This is a genomic window from Paenibacillus amylolyticus (genome assembly GCF_051136285.1).
In the GTDB taxonomy this organism is placed as follows: Bacteria; Bacillota; Bacilli; order Paenibacillales; family Paenibacillaceae; genus Paenibacillus; species Paenibacillus amylolyticus_F.
In genome coordinates, this window is record NZ_CP194938.1 from 47,856 (window position 1) to 70,611 (window position 22,756).

Sequence of the window (22,756 nt, forward strand, 5' to 3'; positions counted from 1 at the left end):
TAAAATGAAAATTAAAAAAATAACTTTCCCAACTCCATTAGATAAACTTAACCCATCTAACGGAAATTGTGATGTTTTTATTCAATTGGAGGATAATAGCAGATACACATTCGTATGCACTACTCCTTTAGGTTTATCTAATTTCATGGAGAGGGAGGGAATTACTTTCATCCCCCCAGCGCAACCCGATATTATTGTCAAAGAACTGACAGAAAAGAACATTCAAGAGGCCATTGAAAGTTATGCTGGAGGTGACGCTTTTTGGTTAAAAATATTGTCAGTTGCAGATCATAGTAAAGAGGTGTTTGATATGAAAATAATTAATCAAGCTTTGAGTGTAACCGAGTGAATTTAGAGTGTATTATAGAGTGGATTTAGCAACATACTGAGGCCATCATTAGTCTGAGTTGCGTATGAAGTGCACCCCTTAGAATAGACATTGGATTAAACCCATGGTTTATCCGATGAAGTTCTTGAGGGTGCATTTTTTTTCTTTATGTCAGTAGTTTAAATTCAGTATTTTAAACAGTATTATCACATGATTTACTATAGTTTTCTTGTTCAAATTATATCTCTCATAAACAGAGATGAATTAAGAAAGTCGAAATATACTACGCCTTTAAATTACACAAATTATTATGTATATCATTTTTTGTGTGAAATTATGGTCATGTCTTTGTTAAATCCTTTAGGAGAATGAAAACTAAACTAAATAAAAATGTGTAGGATTATAAATTTAATAAATTCAACATATGAAAATTTATAAAAAAATCTTAAAATGCAAGTAATAATTGAAAAGAGTAAGGATGTTATCTGTAATCAGTGCTCATTCTCTCTCTTTTACATCCAACCTGTTTCAATAATATGTTGTAAGTTTCATATATAAGAGATATACTTATTTTAAATTTTGAACAATATAATTTTTAGAAATTAATTGGAGATGATATTCTTGGAACAACAAGCGAAACAACTTGTGACTACACAACGTACGTTTTTTAATACAGGACAGACCAAACCAGTAGAGTATCGGATTCAGGCTCTGCATAATTTAAGAAAAGGGATTGAGAAGTATCAACAGCGTATTCTGGATGCACTTCGTGCTGATCTTAACAAATCAGAGGCTGAAGGATTTAGCTCCGAAATTCGTATCGTGCTAGGTGAACTGGACTATACGCTGGAACATTTGCGTGAGTGGGCTGCACCGCGTAACGTTCCAACGAACTCAGCAATGGCAGATGCCGTTAGTAAAATTTACCTTGAACCTTATGGAGTTGCATTGATTATTGCACCATGGAATTATCCTTTTCAATTGGCATTTGGGCCGCTGATCGGTGCTATAGCCGCAGGGAACTGTGCAGTCATCAAACCTTCGGAGCTTACACCAGCTACATCTCGTATGATCTACGATCTCATCCAGGAAATATATCCTCAGGAGTACATTGCAGTTATGGAAGGTGAGGTTGAAACGAGCACAGCTCTCCTTAAAGAGAAGTTTGATTACATTTTCTTCACAGGCAGTACAGGAGTTGGCCGTATTGTTATGAGGGCTGCTGCAGAGCACCTGACTCCGGTGACGTTAGAACTAGGCGGCAAAAGTCCGGCAATTGTACATCAGGATGCTGATTTGCAATTGGCGGCACAACGCATTGTGCGTGGTAAATTTCTTAATGCAGGCCAGACTTGTGTTGCGCCAGACTATTTATTAGTACATGAAGAGGTACATGATCAATTGATCGAACAGATCAGAGCCGAGGTAAGTAATGTATATGGGGATGATGTGATGCAAAATGCTGATTTTCCGCATATCGTCAACACACGAAACTTTGATCGTTTGTCCGCTTTCCTTACGAATGGCAAGACGTTAATGGGAGGACGCTCAGATCGTGATCAGCTTATGATTGAACCGACTGTTCTGGGCGATATTGCCTGGGATTCACCAGTGATGCAGGAAGAAATCTTTGGGCCTATTTTGCCTGTGTTAAAATACATTGATCTTGATCCGATGGTTGAGGAAATTGTCAGCCGGCCTAAGCCGCTGGCATTGTACCTGTTTACTCAGAATGAAGTAATGCAGGAACAGGTATTGAATCAGGTTTCCTTTGGTGGAGGTTGCATCAACGATACATTGTTCCATATGACCTCGCATTATTTGCCTTTTGGCGGTGTGGGAGAGAGCGGGATGGGGTCATATCATGGACAACAAAGCTTTGAAGTATTTTCGCATCACAAAAGTATTCTTAAACGCAGCAAATAATTTTGTTTCTAACGCAATTTTTAATTCGATATTTGTCAGCAGATTATATGATTCGAATTGTTGCATGAAAAGAAAGAGGTTGTCCTGTAGTCAGGGCAACCTCTTTCGTATTACATCAGGTATAACGAATTAGTAAATTTAATAGATCAGGTGCATTAATGAATATCTCGGAAAAGACCGATGACCTTGCCTAAAATGCTAACGTGTTTCAACCGTAGCGGTTCAAACGTGGCATTCTCCGGTTGAAGGCGAATATGATCTTTTTCCTTATAAAACGTCTTCACTGTTGCTTCATCATCCTCAGTCATGGCAACGACAATGTCACCATTGTCAGCTGTTTGCTGCTGACGAACAATTACATAATCTCCATTAACGATTCCGGCTTCAATCATACTATCACCAACAACGGAAAGCATAAACACTTTCTGTTCACCTACATAATGAGTAGGAAGAGGGAAGTAATCTTCAATGTTCTCTGTTGCTGTAATCGGAACACCCGCTGTTACTTTACCCACAACTGGAATACGTGCAACGCTATGGGCGAACTGATGAGAATGCTCAGACTCTTCCTGACTCAATAGCTCAATCGCTCTTGGTTTGGTCGGGTCACGTCTGATCAGCCCTTTCTTCTCCAAACGATCCAAATGTCCGTGCACTGTGGAACTGGAAGCCAGTCCAACGGCTTCGCCAATTTCTCGTACGGAAGGAGGATACCCCTTCAAACGGACTTCATTTCGTATAAACTCCAGGATAGCCTGTTGCCTGCTGGATATCTTCGACATACCGTATCAACCCCATTTTAGTAACGTTTGGGAAAATTATAACATAGAACCTCCGTTCGTACAAACATAAGTTCTAAAGAGTGCGCATTATTTCAAGGTTTTTTTCTATTTAGACTCATTTTTCGCTGGAAAAGAGCGTTCAAAACGAATCTATACATCATATTAATTCGGAAAATGACGATTTAATGTCGCAAAAATAGCGAACAATTGTTCTGAAAAAGTCTTGAACAAAACAAATGTTCGTGTTATATTGTTTACAAGAGATAGGAACAAACGTTTGGAGGCGGAGTGGAAATGAGATATTCTACGTATCAGAGCATTTATGAACCAGTAAATTCAGAAGCTGTGAAGTCTAATATAGGGGAATTTAGACTGTTTATAACTCGGTTTAAACTTTCTCAGGGATTAATAAAACTGGTTATTGCATCATTAATTATATTTATTGGGTGCAGCACTGTTCTAACTGTGTTTGCTGGTAATGAGAATGAGAATGATCTGCTACCCGGAGGCAAGATCGCTGTATCTCAGGGAGAAACGTTATGGAGTATTTCTTTGGAACATAAACCACCGACGATGGACACACGTATTTATATAGAAGCAATCAAAAAAGTAAATCAACTGGAATCAACGACAATTCAGACAGGTCAAGTCCTAACATTACCTCTGTTTGTTAAATAAAATTCGGATCAATGTGCGTTGACGCGTGCCAACTTGACAAGCTGCCTCTATCATGTCAAAGTTAATATGACTTTGTATTTTTGGAGGGGACAAGCTTGGATATAGATAGTCTGGTAGCACGCATTAACGAATTGGCTCGCAAGCAGAAATCCACTGGACTGTCAGAGGAAGAACTTGTTGAACGTGCCAAGTTGAGGGAGATTTATTTGGGTAACATTCGTAGCAACTTCAGACAGCAGCTCGATTCGATTGAGATTGTTGATGACGACAAAGACCAAGGCCACCAAGGCAAACTCAAACATTAATTAATGAAACCTAAACATATCGTCATGATATTTAGGTTTCTTCATGTTAGTTGGGAATGCTTAGTATAAGGGGGAATATCGGTTTGCAGTATAGTTATGTAAGCCGATACAAGACACATAAGGGGGAGTTACATGTCGCGGCGTTCGTTTGAGAGAACGGTTCGGAAGAATTCGAAGCAATTGAATCAGCAACGTAAAAAAAGTGGTCAACCAATCACACGAGGTCCAGGTGAGGATATGTACAAAGGCAGAAGCCTGTTATTCCCCATCTTTTTGATTGGTCTGGCGTTTCTGTACCTGTTCATGAGTACTTTTTTGGTTCAAAAACCAATGACAACATGGGATTGGGTCACGATGTTGCTTTATGTATTTTTGGCAGTCATTTTTATGCTTCGCCGTCCTTACATTAAAATCAGCAGCAATCGGATCATTACAACGAAGGGTAATCGCGAACGCTCTATAGGTGTTGAAGATATTATCAAGTTCCGATTTGAACCAGGTACTGTTGTGATTGAACACAATAGTCGCGGAAAAAGATGGGTCTTCACCAAGTTATTAAACCGTTACGATACAGATGCAATAACCGAGCGATTGCAGAAATTTGCAAAAGCACACCAGATCACCGTGGAAACCATTGATAAGTAATTAATGTATAAAGGGGCAGATGATCGGAATGGCGTTGAAAGCGATTATGTTCGACCTGGATGATACCTTATTGTGGGACGAACGCAGTGTTCGAGAAGCATTTCATGAAACTTGTCTGATTGCGGCAACAGAAACAGGTGTTAATGCTGAAGCACTCGAAGAGGCTGTTCGTCACGAAGCACGTGAACTATATGAATCCTATGAAACATTTCCTTTTACCAAAATGATTGGAATCAACCCTTTTGAAGGACTCTGGGCGAACTTTACGGGAGGAGAACAACCGGAATTTCGCCAGTTAGAACAATTGGCGCCGATCTATCGTAAAGAGTCATGGCGCCGTGGTTTACTTAAGTTGGGTGTCGATCAGGAAGAGCTTGCAGAACGATTGGCCTCCCAATTTGGGGCACAACGCAGATCCAGGCCGCATGTTTATGAAGAAACGCTGGATACGCTGCGTCATTTGCAAGGAAAGTACAAATTGTTGCTTTTAACTAACGGATGTCCTGCTCTGCAGCAAGAGAAACTGGATGGTGTTCCGGAATTATCACCTTTCTTTGATGAGATTATTATATCGGGCAGCTTTGGTAAGGGGAAGCCGGATCCGTCCATTTTCGAACATGCTCTAAGTAGACTAGGTGTTAAACCTGAAGAAAGCATGATGGTAGGCGACAAGTTAACAACAGATATTCGTGGGGCACTATCTTCGGGGATTCGTGCTGTATGGATTAACCGTGAGAATAAAGTGAACAATGAAACTTATTCGCCGAATCATGAGATTAAACATTTGTCTGAATTAGACGGTCTAATCGCTAATTTCTAAAAAAAGTATACTCAAGCAAGTCTGTACACATTTCGTTTAATTATCAAACATTGGTTATGACATGAATGATCGTTTGTTCATGAGTCATGACCAATGTTTTTTTTGTCTGCTCATACTCAGCATATTTATGTTTATAAACTGTTGTTAGAGGTGATTATGTATTTTTTTGTCGAAAGATGTTGAAATTCAAAAACAGCTGATTTAAAATAAAACTAACATACTAGTATGACTAGTTTTTTCATATCTGTTTTGTAACCTCATCCAATCTAATTCAGATCATCTATAAGTTTATGTGTAAGTGTATGTTCAACCCTATAAAAGTAATAACATACGAACCCGTAAGAAACTGAAATGAATAATAATTCATTTATGATTTTGTAAGCGCTTCATAATGAAGATTTCTAAGTCTAACAGCTTTCAAGCAATATAAGCTAATTAGATTGCACAATCTTTCATGTGTTTGATTGTACATAAAAACAAAATTATGAGACCGTTTAGATTTTATTTTGTAGTGGGGGTGAATCGAACAGCACGGGTATCCTCTGCATTATGAGCAAAGATATCCATGCTAGGCAACGAATAAATATTATTTCTTAATCAAGTTATGGATCGGAGTGAATGACACATGGAGTCTGAAACATCTAAGGCAACTACACCGATGATATCTTCACGTAAAGAAAGTAGGCTGCGAACAGCCGGCGCATTGATTCGTAAAGATTGGCAATTGTACTCGCTGTTAGTTCTTCCCATCATTTATCTGATTATTTTCAAATATGGCCCGATGTTAGGCAATATTATTGCCTTTAGACGGTTTGTGCCAGGTGGCAATATTTTTGGAGAAACATGGGTTGGCCTGCGTTACTTCAAAATGTTCATTGAGGACCCTACGTTCTGGCGAGTTTTCAGTAACACCCTTATGCTCGGCGGGCTTGCGTTGTTATTTACGTTTCCGGTGCCGATTATTTTTGCACTGTTGCTCAACGAGGTGAAGAGTAAACGATTCAAGAAATTTGTGCAAACAGCGTCGTATCTGCCTCACTTTCTATCGATTGTTATCGTAGCCGGTATGGTTCTGCAATTAACGGCAGTGAATGGTTCAATCAACGGCCTTGTTGCTTTTTTTACTGGCGATAACATTCCATTCATGCAACGAGCAGAGTGGTTCAGAACCATTTATATCTCTTCAGAAATCTGGCAAGGTATGGGCTGGGGAGCCATTTTGTATCTGGCAGCACTAACGACGATTGATGATTCTTTGTATGAAGCAGCTCGTATTGATGGAGCGAATCGCTGGAAGCAAACCATTCACGTAACGATTCCAGGCATCTTGCCAACGATTGTCACGTTACTGATTTTGAACATGGGGAACTTCCTAGCTGTAGGTTTCGAAAAAATCTTGCTTTTGTATAATCCGCTTATTTATGAGACTTCAGATGTAATATCGACTTATTTATATCGTGTAGGTCTTGAATCTAGCAACTTTAGTTATGCCACAGCGATTGGTTTGTTTGAATCGATTATTGGGCTGACTCTGGTTTTCACTGTAAACGCAATTTCACGCAAACTGACACAACGAAGTTTATGGTAAAGGAGGAGCACCATGCAGGAATCCAGATCATACAAAGTATTTAAAGTGTTCAATGTTACTTTCTTGCTGTTTATCGTTTTTATAACACTTTACCCCTTCCTTAACGTTGTTGCCCAATCCTTCAGTAGTGAAGCATATATCAACTCAGGCAAGGTAAGTTTGTTCCCGCGAGGGTTCAATGTGGATACGTATAAAACTATTTCAAAGGACAACATGTTCTGGTTGAACTATAAAAATACGATCATTTACACGGTGGTAGGTACGTTAATATCCATGTTTATGACGACCATTTTCGCCTACGCCCTGTCTAAAAAAAGATTGATGGGCCGTAAATTTCTAACCATGTTTGCCGTGTTCACGATGTTTTTCAGCGGTGGTTTGATTCCTAACTACGTTCTGATCAATTCCCTTGGTTTCAATAACACCATGTGGGCACTGGTTGTCCCAAGTGCAATAAGTATATATAACATGCTCATCATGAAATCCTTTTTTGAAAACATGCCCGAAGAGTTAGAGGAAGCCGCGGCCATTGACGGGTTGAACACATACGGTATTTTGCTGCGTATCATTTTGCCTCTCAGTAAAGCGGTCATGGCTACGATGGTGCTGTTTTACGCTGTTGGACATTGGAACTCCTGGTTCCCGGCCTTCTTGTATTTGGACAAAAAAGAGCTGTTTCCAGTTACGATCTATTTACGTAATATGATTGCCGGAGCAACAAGCGGTGCTACTGCCGGAGCAACTTCAGCGGATAATCTGACTCAGATTGCCGCCAACATCAAATCGGTAACGATGGTGTTAACGATTCTGCCTATTTTAACCATTTATCCATTTGTACAGCGATATTTTGTAACCGGTATCATGTTGGGTTCTGTTAAGCAGTAACCTGTGCACACATAGGTTTAGAAACTAGACAAAAGGGGATGAATGGATTGAAAAGAAAGCCTCGTAAATTGATTGGTAAGATGATTCTGGCAATGACAATGTCGGCTGTACTTGCTGCTTGCAGCAGTGGTGCTGGAACAGGACCAGATGTTTCGGAAGTGGGCACGAAATCAGCGATGGAGAGTTATAAAGTGGGCAAAACCTTCAAAGCGACGGAACCCTTTAATCTTTCTATTTTATATAGTGATCAACCGACGTATCCTTACAAAAAAGACTGGCTCTTATTCAAAAAAATAACGGAGATGACAGGGGTTACGTTGGAGCCAACCATCGTGCCGATGAGTGACTATCCGCAGAAGCGATCGCTCTTGATCAGTTCTGGCGATGCCCCGTTGGTTATTCCAAAGACTTATCGGGGTGAAGAGTCTGCCTTTGTATCTTCTGGAGCTGTTCTGCCGATCAGTGATTACATCGATTTGATGCCAAACTTCAAGGACAAAATTGAAAAGTGGAAACTCGAACCTGAACTTGCAGGACTGCGTCAGGAGGACGGCAAGTATTACGTTTTACCTGGGTTACATGAGGAAGTATGGCCGGATTATACACTGATCGTAAGAACAGATATTTTTAAAGAGAATAATATTGCCATTCCTACAACCTGGGATGAGCTTTATACCGCAGCGAAAAAATTAAAAGAAATCTATCCTGACTCCATGCCGTTCTCAGACGGTTTCAAATTCAACAGTACACTTAACATTGCAGCTACTGGTTTCGGGACTAAGGCTGGCTGGGGATATGGAAACGGCTTGACCTACAAAGCCGATCAGGATGAATTTGTCGCCACGGCAACGACGCCCGAGTACAAAGAATTGCTGACGTTTTTTCACAAAATGGTAGCAGAAGGGCTCCTTGATAAGGAAAGCTTCACACAAGGTGATGATCAAGCTATTCAAAAGTTCGTTTCGGGTAAATCATTTATGATTAACGGTAACTCACAGACACTTGTATTGCATCGGAATGATATGAATAAAACGTTGGGTGAAGGGAAATTCTCGATTGCCAAGATTACGGTTCCGGGTGGGCCGAAAGGGCAGTTGATGTCGGGATCCAGACTCGAAAACGGTGTGATGATTTCTGGGAAGATTAAAGATAGTGACAATTTCAAAGCTATTTTACAATTTATCGATTGGTTGTATTATAGTGACGAAGGACAGGAATTCACCAAGTGGGGTGTAGAGAACGAGACTTACACTAAAGAAGGCGGCAAACGTAAGTTGGCAGATGATATTAACTACAATGGACTGAATCCTAAAGGTACGAAAGACCTTCGCATTGACTTCGGATTCTCTGGCGGCGTATTTGCTTACGGAGGCACAACAGAACTGCTTCAATCCATGTTTAGCGATGAAGAACTTGAGTTCCAGAAAAATATGAAAGAGACAAAAGAAGTAATTCCGGCTGAACCGCCTATCCCGTATTCTTCCGAAGATCGTGAACGTGTAACACTTATGAGCACGCCGCTCAAAGACTACACAGACCAAAATACGTTGAAGTTTATAATAGGTGAACGGAAGTTATCCGAATATGATATGTTTCTAAAAGAGCTGGAGAGTCAGGGCTTGTCTAATTATGTGAAGATGGCTAACGACACTTATAAGACGTATAAGGAAAACAAACAATAATTTGTATGATTTGAAGCCGAGCTACCGTTTCACTAAGAATATTTAAGTGGAACGGTAGTTTGTGCTAATATGAAGGGAATATGGCTTAGAGAAAGAGGTCAAGGCATGGTACTTAATCAAAAAAAGAGAGGCTCTACCCGGGCTTATTCTTATAATTTATTAAAAGAACGAATTCTTCATCTGCAGCTCGAACCAGGCACCAAAATTTCGGAGAAAGAGATCGCAGATGAATTAAAGGTGAGTCGAACACCGGTGCGCGAGGCTTTTATGAAGCTGGCGGAGGAAGAACTGCTAGACATCATTCCACAGAGTGGTACCATTGTTTCACACATTAACCTGGAGCATGTGGAAGAAGGCCGGTTTATGCGAGAGAAGATGGAAAAGGAAATCGTCATGTTAGCCTGTACTTCCTTTCCTGACGAGTACATGTTCAGACTTGAAACCAATATTGCCATGCAGGAAGTGTGTATAGGAAAAAAAAACTTTTATCGGTTGTTTGAGTTGGATGAGGAATTTCATCAGATTTTATTTCAGGGTACTGGCAAGCTACGGACATGGAAGATGCTGCAGCAGTTGAACATACCGTTTAATCGATTACGTTTGCTTCGGCTAACAGAAGATTCCAATCTCGAAGTGATCATCTCTCAACATAAAGAGATTCTACGGCTGGTCACAGAACGACAGGTGGAAGAAGCAGCTCAGGTAATGGAAGCGCATCTTAGACTTGTGGTTGTCGAGCAGGAAATGTTAAAGGACAAGTACCCTCATTATTTCACCTAAGGATAGATAATGGAGTCATTGTACTTCTATACTCCTGCGATGATTGTCCATTCTCTTACGATGAGACATAACTTAAAACACATCAATATAATCAACCCCCTGCTCTTATGAGCAGGGGGTTGATTAAGCGCGTTAACTTTCAATATAGATTAAGCGTTTTTGATAAATGTCGGATCCGGATAGGGATCGGCGATCCAGCCGTCTTTTTCAATGAATAGACGTACCGCAATAATCTGTTTGTTCTCCATCAATGTGAAGAAATGCGGTGTGTTTTCAGGAACAGATATGACGTCTCCAGGAGACAATTCTACATTAAAGTAACCTGTATCATCCGTTGACTTGATGACGAAGATCCCTTTACCAGAAACAATTGCACGGATTTCATCTTCCGCATGTGTATGGATCTCTTCGAACTTAGCCAGTTTTTCTTCGATGTCTGGTGTTTGTTCTGAAAGGGTGATAACATCCCAGATTTGATAACCGCGGCGCGCTGCCAGTTCTTTAATCTCGTAATCATAGGTTTTCAATACTTCCTGCTTTTGATCATCGGTCAAACCGAAGTTATTTTGCAGTTCAGCACTTAATTTGGAAGCATCCCACTTCTCATATAATACGTCATATTTGTTCAAGAAATTTCGAACGTTCTCGTCTCCAGTGATCCGTTCGTTCGTGTTTCGGATAACAATTTCAGCCATGCGCTTTCCCTCTTTTCCACTTGGATTAATTGATATTATATCGGATTGCTCAAAATTTGTCGATTCACAATTCTGCTTCATTCCTGCAAATTCGCGACCTTTCGGGAGCAAAGCCGATCTTTCACATTAAGTAAGTTTCTGTTAAACTAAGATTTAACGTTTTGCGGGGGTGAAGATATTGGATAAGCTTACTCTACACGATGCATTAAAACAACGAATATTAATCCTCGACGGTGCAATGGGGACAATGATTCAACAAGTTGATCTGACCAGCGAAGATTTCGGCGGTGAAGATCTGGATGGATGTAATGAAATGTTGGTGCTGACACGTCCTGAACTAATCCAGCGTATTCATGAGGATTACCTGGAGGCCGGTGCCGATTTAATTGAGACCAATACATTTGGTGCGACTTCAGTCGTGCTTGCTGAATACGATATACAAGATCGTGCACGCGAAATAAATCTGGAGGCAGCCAGAATTGCCAAAGCAGCGGTTGACCGCTTCTCCACACCAGAGTCTCCACGATATGTGGTCGGTGCGATGGGTCCAACAACCAAAACGTTGTCTGTGACTGGCGGGGTGACTTTCCAGGAGCTTGTTGACAGCTATTTCGAGCAAGCCCTTGCTTTAATAGAGGGAGGCGTTGATGCGCTACTGCTTGAAACCTCACAGGATACCCTCAATGTGAAAGCGGGCAGCATTGGCATTCAGCAAGCATTTGATCAAAGCGGAATTAAGCTACCATTAATGATATCGGGTACGATCGAACCAATGGGTACGACCTTGGCTGGTCAGAACATTGAATCTTTTTATATATCCTTAGAACACCTTAACCCAATTTCGGTGGGACTAAACTGTGCGACAGGTCCGGAGTTCATGCGTGACCATATTCGTTCCCTTTCTGGCATGGCGTCTGTAGCTGTGAGTTGTTATCCGAATGCAGGTCTACCTGATGAGAATGGTAATTATCACGAGTCTCCAGACTCTCTTGCTCAGAAAATTGGGGCATTTGCAGAACAGGGATGGTTGAACATTGCAGGCGGATGCTGCGGAACAACACCTGCGCACATCCGCGCCATGCGTGATACACTCGCCAAGTACCCCCCAAGAGAACTGAACGGAACACACCCGCCTGCATTGTCGGGAATTGAGCCGGTATATGTTGAGCAGGATAATCGTCCTTATATGGTTGGTGAGCGCACCAACGTACTCGGTTCACGAAAATTCAAACGCTTGATTGTCGAAGGCAAGTACGAAGAAGCTTCAGAAATTGCTCGGGCACAAGTTAAAAATGGAGCACACATCGTTGACGTCTGCGTACAGGATCCCGACCGTGAGGAAACGGAAGATATGATCAAGTTCCTAGAGCTTGTTGTCAAAAAGGTCAAGGTTCCGCTGATGATTGACACGACAGATGCTGCGGTTATTGATACGGCCCTCCAATATTCTCAAGGGAAGGCGATTATTAACTCCATTAACCTTGAGGATGGCGAAGAGAAATTTGAATTAGTAACCCCGCTGTTGCATAAATATGGTGGAGCAGTGGTTGTCGGAACCATTGATGAACGTGGGCAGGCAATTAGTCGTGAGGACAAGCTTGAGGTAGCCAAACGTTCTTATGATTTGCTCGTGAACAAATACGGCCTGAAGGCTGAAGACCTTATTTTTGATACACTGGTGTTTCCGGTAGGAACGGGTGATGAGCAGTATATCGGTTCAGCCAAAGAAACGATTGAAGGTATACGTGTCATTAAGGAAGCATTGCCAGAGTGTCATACGATTCTAGGGATCAGTAACATCTCCTTTGGTCTGCCGGAAGCGGGCCGTGAGGTGTTAAACTCTGTTTTCCTATATGAATGTACCAAAGCAGGACTGGATTATGCTATCGTGAATACCGAAAAGCTGGAGCGGTACGCTTCCATTCCAGAAGAAGAACGCAGACTCTCGGAAGAGCTTTTATACAATACAAACGATGATACGCTGGCTGCTTTCGTAGCCGCATTCCGTAACAAAAAGGTAGAGAAGAAAGAAAAAATTTCTAACCTTTCATTAGAAGAACGTCTCGCATCTTATGTGGTTGAAGGAAGCAAAGAGGGTTTGTTGCCCGATCTGGAGCAGGCTCTAGCCAAATACACAGCGCTCCAAGTCATCAACGGTCCTTTGATGCGCGGCATGGAAGAAGTCGGACGTCTCTTCAACAACAATGAGTTAATTGTAGCTGAAGTGCTTCAAAGTGCAGAAGTCATGAAAGCTTCTGTGGCCTATCTGGAGCAGTTTATGGAGAAGAATGAAACCTCTGTCAAAGGAAAGATCATTCTAGCGACCGTTAAAGGAGATGTACATGATATCGGTAAAAACCTGGTGGAGATCATCTTGTCCAACAACGGTTACCGGATCATTAATTTGGGTATAAAAGTACCACCAGAGCGTATTATCGAGGCATACCGGGAAGAAAAGGTTGATGCTATCGGCCTGTCAGGTTTGCTTGTTAAGTCAGCACAACAGATGATTCTCACCGCTCAGGATTTGCGTACAGCCGGAATTGATGTACCCATCATGGTAGGTGGAGCGGCACTGACACGTAAGTTCACCAAAAATCGGATTCGTCCTGAATATAACGGCATGGTTGTCTATGCGAAGGATGCAATGGATGGTTTGGACCTGGCAAACAAGCTGATGAATCCGTTGACGCGTGAAGAGATGCAGGCCGAGATGGAGGCGGAAAAGGAAGCAGATGCTTCAAATGCAGGTGAGGTTCAGGTGCTTCCTGAACTTACCCGGGTAGAACGCTCGGCCATTTCCGCTGATCATCCTGTGCTTGTGCCGCCAGATTTGGAGCGTCATACGTTGCGGAATTATCCATTATCACACATCCTGCCTTATGTGAATATGCAGATGCTGCTTGGACATCATTTGGGGCTGCGCGGTTCGGTTGAACAGCTGCTCGCTGCTGGTGATCCCAAGGCAACGGATCTGAAAGCGGTCGTAGACGGAATTATGCAGGAGGCAGTTCGTGACGGAATCATTCAGGCTCATGCAATGTATCGCTTTTTTCCGGCACAGTCGAGCGGCAATAGCGTCATCATTTATGATCCGCAAGATACCAGAAACATCCTGCATACCTTTACGTTCCCACGTCAAAAGGTAGAGCCGTTCCTGTGTTTGTCCGACTTCCTGAAGCCAGTTGAATCTGGTGAGATGGATTATGTGGGCTTTCTTGTGGTTACTGCGGGCCATGGTGTACGCGAACTTTCCACAGCGTGGAAGGATCAAGGTGATTATCTACGCTCACACGCACTGCAATCGGTGGCACTGGAAGTAGCGGAAGGACTAGCGGAACGTGTGCATCATATGATGAGAGATATCTGGGGCTTCCCGGATTCAGCTGAAATGACGATGAAGCAGCGTCATGGCGCGCGTTATCAGGGGATTCGAGTATCTTTTGGATATCCGGCTTGTCCGGATCTGGAGGATCAGGGCCCGTTATTCAAGTTGATGCAGCCTGAAGATATTGGTGTAGAATTAACCGAAGGTTTCATGATGGAACCTGAAGCTTCTGTGTCTGCGATGGTGTTCAGCCATCCGCAGGCTAAATATTTTAACGTTGAAAAAGCATAAATTCGTAAGTTGTCAGGCAAGCCCTCCGCATGGTCGGAGGTTTTTTGCTGGCAACAGAAAGAGGTGCGATCCGGAATGGAACTATATTTCCTGGGAACTAATGCTGGTGTACCTACGCTGCAACGGAATGTAACGTCCATTGGACTACGTATGTTGGATGAGCGCAGAGCTCTGTGGCTGTTTGACTGCGGGGAAGGAACACAACACCAGATTTTAAGTTCTCCGCTCAAATTGAGCAAATTGGAGAAAATATTTATTACCCATCTGCATGGTGACCATGTGTTTGGATTACCGGGTTTGTTGTCCAGCAGAGCATATCAGGGTGGAACGACTCCACTCACGGTATATGGACCGCCAGGAACGGAACGCATGATTGCAACAACGATGGAACTTAGTCAATCCCACTTAAATTATGATTTGAACATTGTGGAGCATACTGGCGGTGTTCTGTTTGAAGATGAGAGCTTTATTGTAGAGTCTGCCTTACTTGAACATCGTATCGACAGTTATGGGTATCGAATTACCGAGAAAGATCGTCCTGGTAGTCTCGATTCTGCTAAACTAGCAGCTTACGGCCTGAAACCAGGCCCGTTGTTCGGACGGTTAAAGCGGGGAGAGACGATTACACTGGACAATGGGGATACGGTACGTCCTGAGGATGTTTTGGGAGCGCCAAAACGCGGAATGGTGATCACAATCCTGGGGGATACGCGTCCTTGCGATAACGTGCAGCCTCTAGCCAAAGATGCAGACGTTCTTGTTCATGAAGCAACGTTTATGCATGATCTGGCCGATACAGCTCATGAGTACTATCATAGTACGTCCAGAGAAGCGGCAGAAGCGGCCCGAGCGGCGAATGTAGGACAGCTCATCATGACTCACTTCAGCTCGCGTTATAAGGATGAGGAGCAGCTTCAGCCTCTATTGGAAGAAGCGAAGTCCATCTTCCCAAATACACGACTTGCGAATGAGCACCAGCTTATTCCTGTAGTGCATGGCAAGCCTGATTCATTGTAATAAAGCGTGAGCCTAGAAGGATAGAACAGGCTGTAATAAACAACCTGCGAATAAGATGGGACTGAGGGGGAAATGTTCCCGAGGTCCCTTTTGCAATCTGGTCAGAAAGCGTGTAGGATGGGCAATATGAGCAGGGAAATGATCCGAATTATTTTCCGGGAAAGCGCAGGAAATGACAAGCTTGTACAGAAGACGCGCGAGATAAACCGTCTGTCTTCGATTCGGTTCGACTTGTTGCGTGTTTCTGTGAATATAAGCCATCCTACATGCTTGCATACATATTATGTTTGTTTTCATCGCCAGACTTTTTGTTAGGTTGAAATGTGAATGGGAGAAGAAAGGAAGTGCTGTGTATGATCAAGGCCTATCTGATCGATCTGGATGGTACGTTGTATCATGGCAGACATCGTATCGATGGAGCCGATCAGCTCATTCGGACGTTGCAGGAGCAGGGAGTGCCTTATTTATTCGTGACCAATAATTCATCCCGTACACCGCAAGGTGTGGCAGATCATCTGAATGGGATGGGAATTGCTGCTGATGCTTCTGAGGTATGCACATCTGCGGTAGCCGCGGCTGAATATGTTGCTGTAGAAACTCCTGGGGCGAAGGTAGCGTGTATTGGTGAAATCGGTTTGATCCAGGCTATTGAAGAAGCCGGCTTAGTTTTGACAGAGAATGAACCCGAATATGTCATTCAAGGCATTGACCGTGAATTTTCATATCAAAAATTAACGAAGGCACTCCGCTGGATTAATGGGGGAGCTAAGTTTATTTTGACGAATCCTGATCTTCAACTTCCTGCTGATGATGGATTAACACCTGGTGCAGGTACGATTGGGGCTGCTATTGAGGCCGCAACAGGCGTGCAGCCAACAGTTATCGGCAAGCCTTCAAGCATTATTATGAGATCAGCCATTCAAAGGTTAAACTTGAAAGCTGAAGAAGTAGCTGTTATCGGAGATAATATGCGTACAGATATTGCCGCAGGCGTGGCAGCGGGCTGTGAGACGTTGCTTGTTCTGACAGGCATTACTACACATGAGAACATGGATGGACATATTCAGGCCGTGAAGGCACGTCCTGATCATGTTTTTGAAGATTTGCATACACTGATTGCATGGATGACCCAACGGGCAGACCAAGCTTCCAAGAAGGAGTAGATAAAGAATGCCAGAGTTGCCGGAAATGGAAAATTACCGGACGTTATTGTCCGAGCATATACTTGATTTACCGATTACAGGAGTAGTTGTGAACCGTGAAAAGACGATTAATACAACTACTGATGTGTTCATAAGTGAACTAACAGGCAATCGGATTATATTTGTGGAACGGCGCGCAAAACATCTGATCTTTCACCTCGCAAACGGCAAACGCCTGGTGTTACATCTTATGTTAGGTGGCATGATGTTCTGGGGTACAGAGGACGAGCGTCCTGACCGCACCACACAGGTAGAGATTCAATTTGGAGAACATATTCTGTTTTTTATCGGCTTACGCCTTGGTTATCTGCATCTGATGACTTCCAAAGAAACGGAAGAAGCGATGTCCGATCTTGGTCCAGAGCCTCTGGATCGCCGGATGAGCAAGGAGCGTTTTGCCGGGTTGCTTAAAGGACGCCGGGGAACACTCAAAACAACCTTAGTAAACCAACATATTATTGCAGGCATTGGTAATTGTTATTCAGATGAAATTGCCTTTGCGGCTGGACTTAGACCAAGCTCGAAAACGCAGAATATTGCAAATTCGACTGAACTCACCGAGCGGCTGTACCACTCCATGCAGTCCGTGCTGCGAGAAGCTGCATCTGAGGGTGGTTATATGGAAATGCCATTGATGCAGGGAGATAACAAAACAGGAAAGTTTGACGAGCAGTGCCGGGTTTACGACCGGGAAGGCGAAGCTTGTCCACGCTGTGGGGGAACGATTGAGAAAGTTGAAATTACGGGCAAAAAGGCATTTTTCTGTCCGAAATGTCAGCATGAGGCTTAAAACCGGCATCGGCGCACATGTCAGCACCAGAGGTGGATTTTTGCAGGCGGCTAAGAGAGCATATGAGATGGAAGCAACGGCTTTTCAGTATTTCCCGAAAAACCCGCGCAGTCTCAGTCTGAAACGTCTGGATCTGAAGGATGCTGCACAGTGCAGGGATTGGTGTGCAGAGCACGGACTAGCATCTATCGCTCACTCGCCCTATCCCACGAACCCGGCACTTGGAACGACCCGTGGAGAGGCGGGTTTTCATGCTATTGTTTCTTCGATTCGCAATGATCTTGAAATTTCGGATGCCTGTGGCTCTGTTGGAACGGTCGTTCATTTTGGCCATGTTCAAACCAAAGATCCACTGGAGGGATATCGGAATTTGATTCACTGTCTGGATACCGCGCTGGAAGGGTGGCAAGGAGAATCCAAGATTTTGCTTGAAAATCAGGCAGGAGATCATGGACCCATGGGGACAACGATGGAAGAGATGATCCAGATTCGCAAGCTGAGCCGGTATCCTGAACATATTGCTTTTTGTTTCGACACATGTCATGCTTTTGCTTCAGGGATGTGGATTGCCGGAGATGAGGCTACTTTGTTGGAGAAGGGCAAGCAGCTTGGATATTGGGATGTGCTTGCGGCCGTTCATTTGAATGATTCCAAGTACGCATCCGGCATGAACAAAGACAGACATGCGAGAATTGGTCTGGGACATATCGGCTATGAATCCATGCAAAGACTACTGCAATCTCCACATATTCAACAAGCGGTTGTTGTACTGGAGACGGAAACAGGAGAAGATGGAACGCACCGTGAAGATATACAACTCATGCGTTCCTGGTTATAAGTTGGGAGGTGCGAGACGATGCATGTTTTTCTGGATGATTATCGTTCTTGTCCAAAAGGATTTGTTCTGGCTACCAATGCAGAGGAGTGTCTTTTGTTACTGAGAGAAGGTGAAGTTGACATCCTATCACTGGACTATGAGCTTGGGCCGGATTCGATGAATGGCGGTGAGGTTGCAGCGGCGATTGTACGGGAAAGGCTGTATCCACGCGAAATCTATTTACATACGTCGAGTATGTATGGAAAACGCCAAATGTATGAGATGTTGTATAGCAATAAACCGGACTCGGTGATGATCCATAACGGTCCGATGACGGGTGAGGTCATGCTACGGGTGGCTGCGGAGGCGGAGAAGCCATGAAGCCAATCACATCCAAAATGTTAATGCGGAGTGTATGGGAAGGCATGCCTCAGGCTGTATTTATCTATACGCCACTATGTGGAACGTGTGCAGCTGCCCGTCGTATGCTGGAAGTCGCCGAGCATATGCTGCCAGAAGGTGTTTTATATGAAATGAATATTCACGATATTCCCGAGCTTGTTCAGCAGTTTCAGATTTCGAGTGTACCGGCGTTAATGTTGTTTGATGGTGAGCAAGATGTGCCTTCCATGTTATACCGGATGAACTCCGTTGAGCATCTGCTGAATGAAATACGGAAGGCGGTGTTGAAATGAGTATTGTAACGATGGAGCAAATTTCGCTTCGCCGCGATGAAAATCAGATTCTGGATGATGTTCATTTGCGTATTGAACAGGGTGAACACTGGGTTATTTTAGGGCGTAATGGATCGGGTAAAACCACCCTGCTGGAAATGATGAATGGATATATGTTTCCAAGTCAGGGACGCATCGAAGTGCTCGGACATGTGTATGGACAATGTGACGTGCGGGAGGTTCGCAAGGAAATTGGTTATATCAGTCAAACATTGATTGAAAAACTAACCTTACGCGACCCAGTATGGGAAGTTGTTGCTACAGGAGCATATGCTTTTTTGCGTTTCTATCAGACGATTCCGGACGAAGTGAAAACAAAGGCGATGCAGCTGCTGAATGAGATGGGTTTCTCGAAACTGGCAGATCAACCGCTGGGGACGTTATCCCAGGGAGAACGCAAAAAAGTCATGCTGGCACGTTCGTTGATGGCTGAACCGAAGCTGCTTATTATGGACGAACCCTGTGCTGGCCTTGATCTGTATGAACGTGAGAAGATGCTGATCGAGATTGATCGTTTGCGTCAGCGGAATATGACGGTGGTGTACGTGACCCATCATGTGGAAGAGATCGTGCCGTTGTTTACTCATGTTGCACTGATCCGTGATGGACGCATTGCCGCGGCTGGACCGAAACATGAGATATTAACAGAAGATACAATTAAGCATACGTATGATATTCCGGTGGATATTCAGTGGCATGAAGATCGACCGTGGATACGCGTACGTTCTGGAGGGTAACACAAGTTGAGTACACAATCGTCTTCGGGAGAAGCTGATTTTTCCCGTTTTATATGCACTGCGAATCACGGATTTGCGCCTTATGCGCAGGAGGAGTTACGCCGTACTTTTGGAGCAGTTAAGAGCACTGTGCTTGTTCCAGGAGAAATTCTGCTTGCAGGTTTACCAGCGGCAGAGGAAGAAGTTTCGGCTAGACTGCTCCAAGAGTCACCAACGTTTTTACGTCATATTCAACCTGTTCAATTCCAAGAGAACGCGGAAGATCCGGAGCAGTCTCTGGAGAAACTAATTGCATTTATTTTGAATCATAAGGAATTGTCAGGTGCTCAAGTTGTGATACAAACACGCAAAACGGAAGGTTCGTTTTGGCGCGAAAACGCAGCTTCCTTGAAACAGACGCTGACTGAAAAGCTGGATGATCTGGGATGTGAGTGGGTTATTCGAGATGCTGAGTATATCATTTCGGTATTTGCTGCCAATGATATGTTATATGCCGGTGTGTCCAGACCGGAGCAGAATCTGTCAGACTGGAGCGGTGGAGCGGTCCGTTTTCAGAAGGAAGAGGGGCAGATCTCACGAGCCAAGTTTAAGTTGCTTGAAGCCGAGCAAACGTTTGGCATTGATTTTACTTCGTTTCACAAAGCACTGGATATTGGGGCTGCGCCGGGGGGATGGACATCATTCCTGCTTGAACGTGGGCTAGAGGTAACGGCGGTAGATCCGGCGAAGATGGATGCAACCTTGTTGGCTTCACCCCGATTGACTTTTTTGAAAAAAAATGCAGGGGATGTCCGCTTCCGCGAAGGCGAGTTCGATCTGCTTGTATGTGATATGAGCTGGAGTCCGAAGCTGATGAGCAGGCTGGTATCTGATCTTCTGTACAGTCTTCAATCCGGTGGAACAGCGATTGTCACGGTAAAATTACTACACAAGAAACCACTCGCGCTCATTAAAGATGTGATCGATACATTTGAGCGTTCAAGGATGCAGATTCAACGTTCGAAGCAACTGTTCCATAATCGTGAAGAGATCACACTTTATATGATTAAATATTAAGTGACTTAACTTATAAAAATTACTGCTTTACAACGGTTGATTTTGTGTACTATAATGATACCAATATTAACCATAACGATATGAAATTTGAGGGAAAGCATCCCGATGTGAGCATAACTGGATTTCCGGTTTGTTCATTTTCGGTGAAGCTTTCCCTTTTTTCATGTTGTTTGAAAGGAGGAATACCTATGAGACATCCGGCCAGGCTAGAACGAGGAAGCCTGCTGGGAGAAAGATATCGTATTTTGTCTATTCTTGGTTCAGGTGGGATGAGCCATGTATATGAGGCAGAGGATCTTAAGCTACCAGGAAAAATCTGGGCTGTGAAAGAAAGTGTCATGAAGATGCCTTATGAAGGAAGCATGGAGAAAGAAGCGGCTCTGTTGACATCGTTGCGTCATCCGAGGCTTCCGCAAATCGTTGATTTTTTTGTGCCTGACGAAGATGGTTATACGTACCTGGTCATGGAATACATTGAAGGCTTAACGTTAAGTGATTACTTCAAACAGTGTCGGGGCAAAATTCCGGTGGAGCAGTTGATGGAATTTGTTCTTCAATTGCTGGAAGTGCTCAGTTACTTGCATAACCTGGATCCTCCGGTCATTTACCGGGATCTGAAGCCCTCTAACATTATGATTACACCGGAGCATGAAGTGCGGCTGATTGATTTTGGTATTGCCCGCAGTTATAAGAATCAGCATGACGAAGATACGGTCAAACTCGGTACAGCCGGGTTTGCGGCCCCGGAACAGTATGGTTCTGGGCAAACAGATGCTCGTTCAGATCTGTATGGTCTTGGAGCTTTGATGTTGTATCTGATGACGAGCGGAGCTTATACCGAATGGATTCAAGGCGTGGAGAGCTCTATACGGGGTGATGTCCCACGAACCTACATTCCCGTTGCGAGAAGGCTATTACGATATGATGCGAATGAGCGGTTCCAAACCGCTGACGAGGTGAGAAAAGAACTGCTTCGAACACCTGGAGTTATGCCCTCCCACTCAGATCATCAGATGACGCTTGGTGGAGGGACCCGAGTGATTGCACTTACCGGGGCATCCGCCGGGGCTGGTGTTACGCATACAGCGATAGCAATTAGCCATTATCTGGAGAGGCAGAACTTCAAGGTTGCTGTTATCGAAATGTCACCACGATCTCAATCATTCTCACGTATTCAGCAAATTGCACTAGGTGGTAAACCTGTGGCATCAAGCAGGCAGTTTGCGGTGGATGGTGTGCATTACTGGAAGCAGTCAGGTAGAGCCGATATTTTATCCCTGCTGGGTGGTAGTTACCAATTCATTGTGATGGATCTCGGGAGCGGTCAGGATCAAAACCGGCTTGAGGAGTTTCTGCGTGCAGATCTGCCCATCGTTATTGGTTCCGGGGCAGAATGGAAACAAGCAGAGATCAGTTCTTTTGTGCGCACACATCATCGGTATCCACGGGAGAAATGGATATACTGTCTTCCGCTTGCCGCATCAGACGCTGTAGATCGTGTACGTAGAACGCTGAATACATCAAGTGTTTACGGATTGCCGCTGCAGCTTGACCCATTTGATAAGGAGCCGCATATGGATAAAGTGTTCTCACATATGTTGGGTCATCTGATAGCGAGACAGCCCCCAAAACGTTCATTCTTTTCACGTAAAAAAGTATATGAGTAGAGG

At 43.7% G+C, this 22,756-nt stretch carries 22 protein-coding genes; 20 read left to right on the forward strand and 2 right to left on the reverse strand.

All coding sequences use genetic code 11. From position 1 onward, the window contains the following. Positions 1-4: 4 nt before the first annotated feature. Complete coding sequence (locus ACR8BL_RS00210) at positions 5-349, forward strand: hypothetical protein (protein ID WP_434750737.1); 345 nt, start codon at positions 5-7, stop codon at positions 347-349. A 600-nt stretch (positions 350-949) separates the two neighbouring features. After that, positions 950-2,254, forward strand: a complete 1,305-nt coding sequence (locus ACR8BL_RS00215; RefSeq protein WP_434750738.1) for an aldehyde dehydrogenase — start codon at positions 950-952, stop codon at positions 2,252-2,254. 155 nt (positions 2,255-2,409) lie between these two features. Here ACR8BL_RS00215 and lexA read toward each other — a convergent pair whose 3' ends face one another. Then, positions 2,410-3,036 (reverse strand): transcriptional repressor LexA, encoded by a 627-nt coding sequence (gene lexA / locus ACR8BL_RS00220; protein ID WP_056689962.1) that lies wholly within the window; start codon positions 3,034-3,036, stop codon positions 2,410-2,412. A 294-nt stretch (positions 3,037-3,330) separates the two neighbouring features. On the opposite strand from lexA, the gene ACR8BL_RS00225 reads away from it, so the two are divergent. The 8 genes from ACR8BL_RS00225 to ACR8BL_RS00260 all read left to right on the forward strand — a co-directional run bounded on the left by ACR8BL_RS00225 (position 3,331) and on the right by ACR8BL_RS00260 (position 10,419). Beyond that, a complete protein-coding gene (locus ACR8BL_RS00225; protein ID WP_434750739.1) occupies positions 3,331-3,714 on the forward strand; it encodes a LysM peptidoglycan-binding domain-containing protein in 384 nt (127 codons plus the stop codon). A gap of 95 nt (positions 3,715-3,809) precedes the next feature. Beyond that, positions 3,810-4,019, forward strand: coding sequence for a DUF896 domain-containing protein (locus ACR8BL_RS00230; protein WP_434750740.1), 210 nt, complete (start codon positions 3,810-3,812; stop codon positions 4,017-4,019). 132 nt (positions 4,020-4,151) lie between these two features. Beyond that, positions 4,152-4,664: a hypothetical protein gene (locus ACR8BL_RS00235; RefSeq protein WP_434750741.1), complete on the forward strand. Its 513-nt coding sequence runs from the start codon at positions 4,152-4,154 to the stop codon at positions 4,662-4,664. A gap of 28 nt (positions 4,665-4,692) precedes the next feature. Then, a complete protein-coding gene (locus tag ACR8BL_RS00240) occupies positions 4,693-5,484 on the forward strand; it encodes an HAD family hydrolase (RefSeq protein ID WP_434750742.1) in 792 nt (263 codons plus the stop codon). A gap of 658 nt (positions 5,485-6,142) precedes the next feature. Beyond that, positions 6,143-7,072 (forward strand): ABC transporter permease, encoded by a 930-nt coding sequence (locus ACR8BL_RS00245; RefSeq protein WP_434752961.1) that lies wholly within the window; start codon positions 6,143-6,145, stop codon positions 7,070-7,072. 12 nt (positions 7,073-7,084) lie between these two features. Continuing rightward, positions 7,085-7,957, forward strand: a complete 873-nt coding sequence (locus tag ACR8BL_RS00250; RefSeq protein WP_434750743.1) for a carbohydrate ABC transporter permease — start codon at positions 7,085-7,087, stop codon at positions 7,955-7,957. A 38-nt stretch (positions 7,958-7,995) separates the two neighbouring features. Then, positions 7,996-9,639: an ABC transporter substrate-binding protein gene (locus ACR8BL_RS00255; RefSeq protein WP_434750744.1), complete on the forward strand. Its 1,644-nt coding sequence runs from the start codon at positions 7,996-7,998 to the stop codon at positions 9,637-9,639. Between the two features lie 105 nt (positions 9,640-9,744). Beyond that, complete coding sequence (locus tag ACR8BL_RS00260; RefSeq protein ID WP_434750745.1) at positions 9,745-10,419, forward strand: GntR family transcriptional regulator; 675 nt, start codon at positions 9,745-9,747, stop codon at positions 10,417-10,419. A gap of 149 nt (positions 10,420-10,568) precedes the next feature. On the opposite strand, the gene ACR8BL_RS00265 is transcribed toward ACR8BL_RS00260, so the two are convergent. Continuing rightward, positions 10,569-11,114: a cupin domain-containing protein gene (locus ACR8BL_RS00265; RefSeq protein ID WP_434750746.1), complete on the reverse strand. Its 546-nt coding sequence runs from the start codon at positions 11,112-11,114 to the stop codon at positions 10,569-10,571. 238 nt (positions 11,115-11,352) lie between these two features. Between ACR8BL_RS00265 and metH the strand changes: the two genes are divergently transcribed. The 10 genes from metH (at position 11,353) to ACR8BL_RS00315 (ending at position 22,753) form a co-directional block, all read left to right on the forward strand. Then, on the forward strand, positions 11,353-14,733 hold the full coding sequence (metH, locus tag ACR8BL_RS00270) for a methionine synthase (protein ID WP_434752962.1): 3,381 nt from the start codon (positions 11,353-11,355) through the stop codon (positions 14,731-14,733). Between the two features lie 75 nt (positions 14,734-14,808). After that, complete coding sequence (gene rnz / locus ACR8BL_RS00275) at positions 14,809-15,750, forward strand: ribonuclease Z (protein WP_434750747.1); 942 nt, start codon at positions 14,809-14,811, stop codon at positions 15,748-15,750. A 353-nt stretch (positions 15,751-16,103) separates the two neighbouring features. Beyond that, positions 16,104-16,913 carry a TIGR01457 family HAD-type hydrolase gene (locus ACR8BL_RS00280; RefSeq protein WP_434750748.1) on the forward strand — a complete coding sequence of 270 codons (810 nt, stop codon included), beginning with the start codon at positions 16,104-16,106 and terminating at the stop codon, positions 16,911-16,913. A 7-nt stretch (positions 16,914-16,920) separates the two neighbouring features. Then, positions 16,921-17,742: an Fpg/Nei family DNA glycosylase gene (locus ACR8BL_RS00285; protein WP_434750749.1), complete on the forward strand. Its 822-nt coding sequence runs from the start codon at positions 16,921-16,923 to the stop codon at positions 17,740-17,742. Then, on the forward strand, positions 17,732-18,580 hold the full coding sequence (locus ACR8BL_RS00290; RefSeq protein WP_434750750.1) for a deoxyribonuclease IV: 849 nt from the start codon (positions 17,732-17,734) through the stop codon (positions 18,578-18,580). Before ACR8BL_RS00285 ends, ACR8BL_RS00290 begins: the two co-directional genes overlap by 11 nt. Before the next feature lie 18 nt (positions 18,581-18,598). Then, entirely contained in the window at positions 18,599-18,940 is a 342-nt protein-coding gene (locus tag ACR8BL_RS00295) for a cyclic-phosphate processing receiver domain-containing protein (RefSeq protein WP_434750751.1), read from the forward strand. Beyond that, positions 18,937-19,254 (forward strand): thioredoxin family protein, encoded by a 318-nt coding sequence (locus ACR8BL_RS00300; RefSeq protein WP_434750752.1) that lies wholly within the window; start codon positions 18,937-18,939, stop codon positions 19,252-19,254. The genes ACR8BL_RS00295 and ACR8BL_RS00300 overlap by 4 nt, the downstream gene beginning before the upstream one ends. After that, on the forward strand, positions 19,251-20,030 hold the full coding sequence (locus ACR8BL_RS00305) for an ABC transporter ATP-binding protein (RefSeq protein WP_434750753.1): 780 nt from the start codon (positions 19,251-19,253) through the stop codon (positions 20,028-20,030). The genes ACR8BL_RS00300 and ACR8BL_RS00305 overlap by 4 nt, the downstream gene beginning before the upstream one ends. Before the next feature lie 6 nt (positions 20,031-20,036). Next, entirely contained in the window at positions 20,037-21,086 is a 1,050-nt protein-coding gene (locus ACR8BL_RS00310; RefSeq protein WP_434756515.1) for an SAM-dependent methyltransferase, read from the forward strand. Between the two features lie 188 nt (positions 21,087-21,274). Then, the gene (locus ACR8BL_RS00315) at positions 21,275-22,753 is read left to right on the forward strand and encodes a serine/threonine protein kinase (protein WP_434750754.1); all 1,479 of its coding nucleotides are present in this window, start codon (positions 21,275-21,277) and stop codon (positions 22,751-22,753) included. Positions 22,754-22,756: the final 3 nt, after the last annotated feature.

Coding starts and splice junctions, on each gene's coding strand:
- ACR8BL_RS00210 (WP_434750737.1), top strand. CDS start 5: ATGAAAATTAAAAAAATAACTTTCCCAACTCCATTAGATAAACTTAAC.
- lexA (WP_056689962.1), bottom strand. CDS start 3,036: ATGTCGAAGATATCCAGCAGGCAACAGGCTATCCTGGAGTTTATACGA.
- ACR8BL_RS00225 (WP_434750739.1), top strand. CDS start 3,331: ATGAGATATTCTACGTATCAGAGCATTTATGAACCAGTAAATTCAGAA.
- ACR8BL_RS00235 (WP_434750741.1), top strand. CDS start 4,152: ATGTCGCGGCGTTCGTTTGAGAGAACGGTTCGGAAGAATTCGAAGCAA.
- ACR8BL_RS00240 (WP_434750742.1), top strand. CDS start 4,693: ATGGCGTTGAAAGCGATTATGTTCGACCTGGATGATACCTTATTGTGG.
- ACR8BL_RS00245 (WP_434752961.1), top strand. CDS start 6,143: ATGATATCTTCACGTAAAGAAAGTAGGCTGCGAACAGCCGGCGCATTG.
- ACR8BL_RS00250 (WP_434750743.1), top strand. CDS start 7,085: ATGCAGGAATCCAGATCATACAAAGTATTTAAAGTGTTCAATGTTACT.
- ACR8BL_RS00255 (WP_434750744.1), top strand. CDS start 7,996: ATGAATGGATTGAAAAGAAAGCCTCGTAAATTGATTGGTAAGATGATT.
- ACR8BL_RS00260 (WP_434750745.1), top strand. CDS start 9,745: ATGGTACTTAATCAAAAAAAGAGAGGCTCTACCCGGGCTTATTCTTAT.
- ACR8BL_RS00265 (WP_434750746.1), bottom strand. CDS start 11,114: ATGGCTGAAATTGTTATCCGAAACACGAACGAACGGATCACTGGAGAC.
- metH (WP_434752962.1), top strand. CDS start 11,353: ATGGGGACAATGATTCAACAAGTTGATCTGACCAGCGAAGATTTCGGC.
- rnz (WP_434750747.1), top strand. CDS start 14,809: ATGGAACTATATTTCCTGGGAACTAATGCTGGTGTACCTACGCTGCAA.
- ACR8BL_RS00280 (WP_434750748.1), top strand. CDS start 16,104: ATGATCAAGGCCTATCTGATCGATCTGGATGGTACGTTGTATCATGGC.
- ACR8BL_RS00285 (WP_434750749.1), top strand. CDS start 16,921: ATGCCAGAGTTGCCGGAAATGGAAAATTACCGGACGTTATTGTCCGAG.
- ACR8BL_RS00290 (WP_434750750.1), top strand. CDS start 17,732: ATGAGGCTTAAAACCGGCATCGGCGCACATGTCAGCACCAGAGGTGGA.
- ACR8BL_RS00295 (WP_434750751.1), top strand. CDS start 18,599: ATGCATGTTTTTCTGGATGATTATCGTTCTTGTCCAAAAGGATTTGTT.
- ACR8BL_RS00300 (WP_434750752.1), top strand. CDS start 18,937: ATGAAGCCAATCACATCCAAAATGTTAATGCGGAGTGTATGGGAAGGC.
- ACR8BL_RS00305 (WP_434750753.1), top strand. CDS start 19,251: ATGAGTATTGTAACGATGGAGCAAATTTCGCTTCGCCGCGATGAAAAT.
- ACR8BL_RS00315 (WP_434750754.1), top strand. CDS start 21,275: ATGAGACATCCGGCCAGGCTAGAACGAGGAAGCCTGCTGGGAGAAAGA.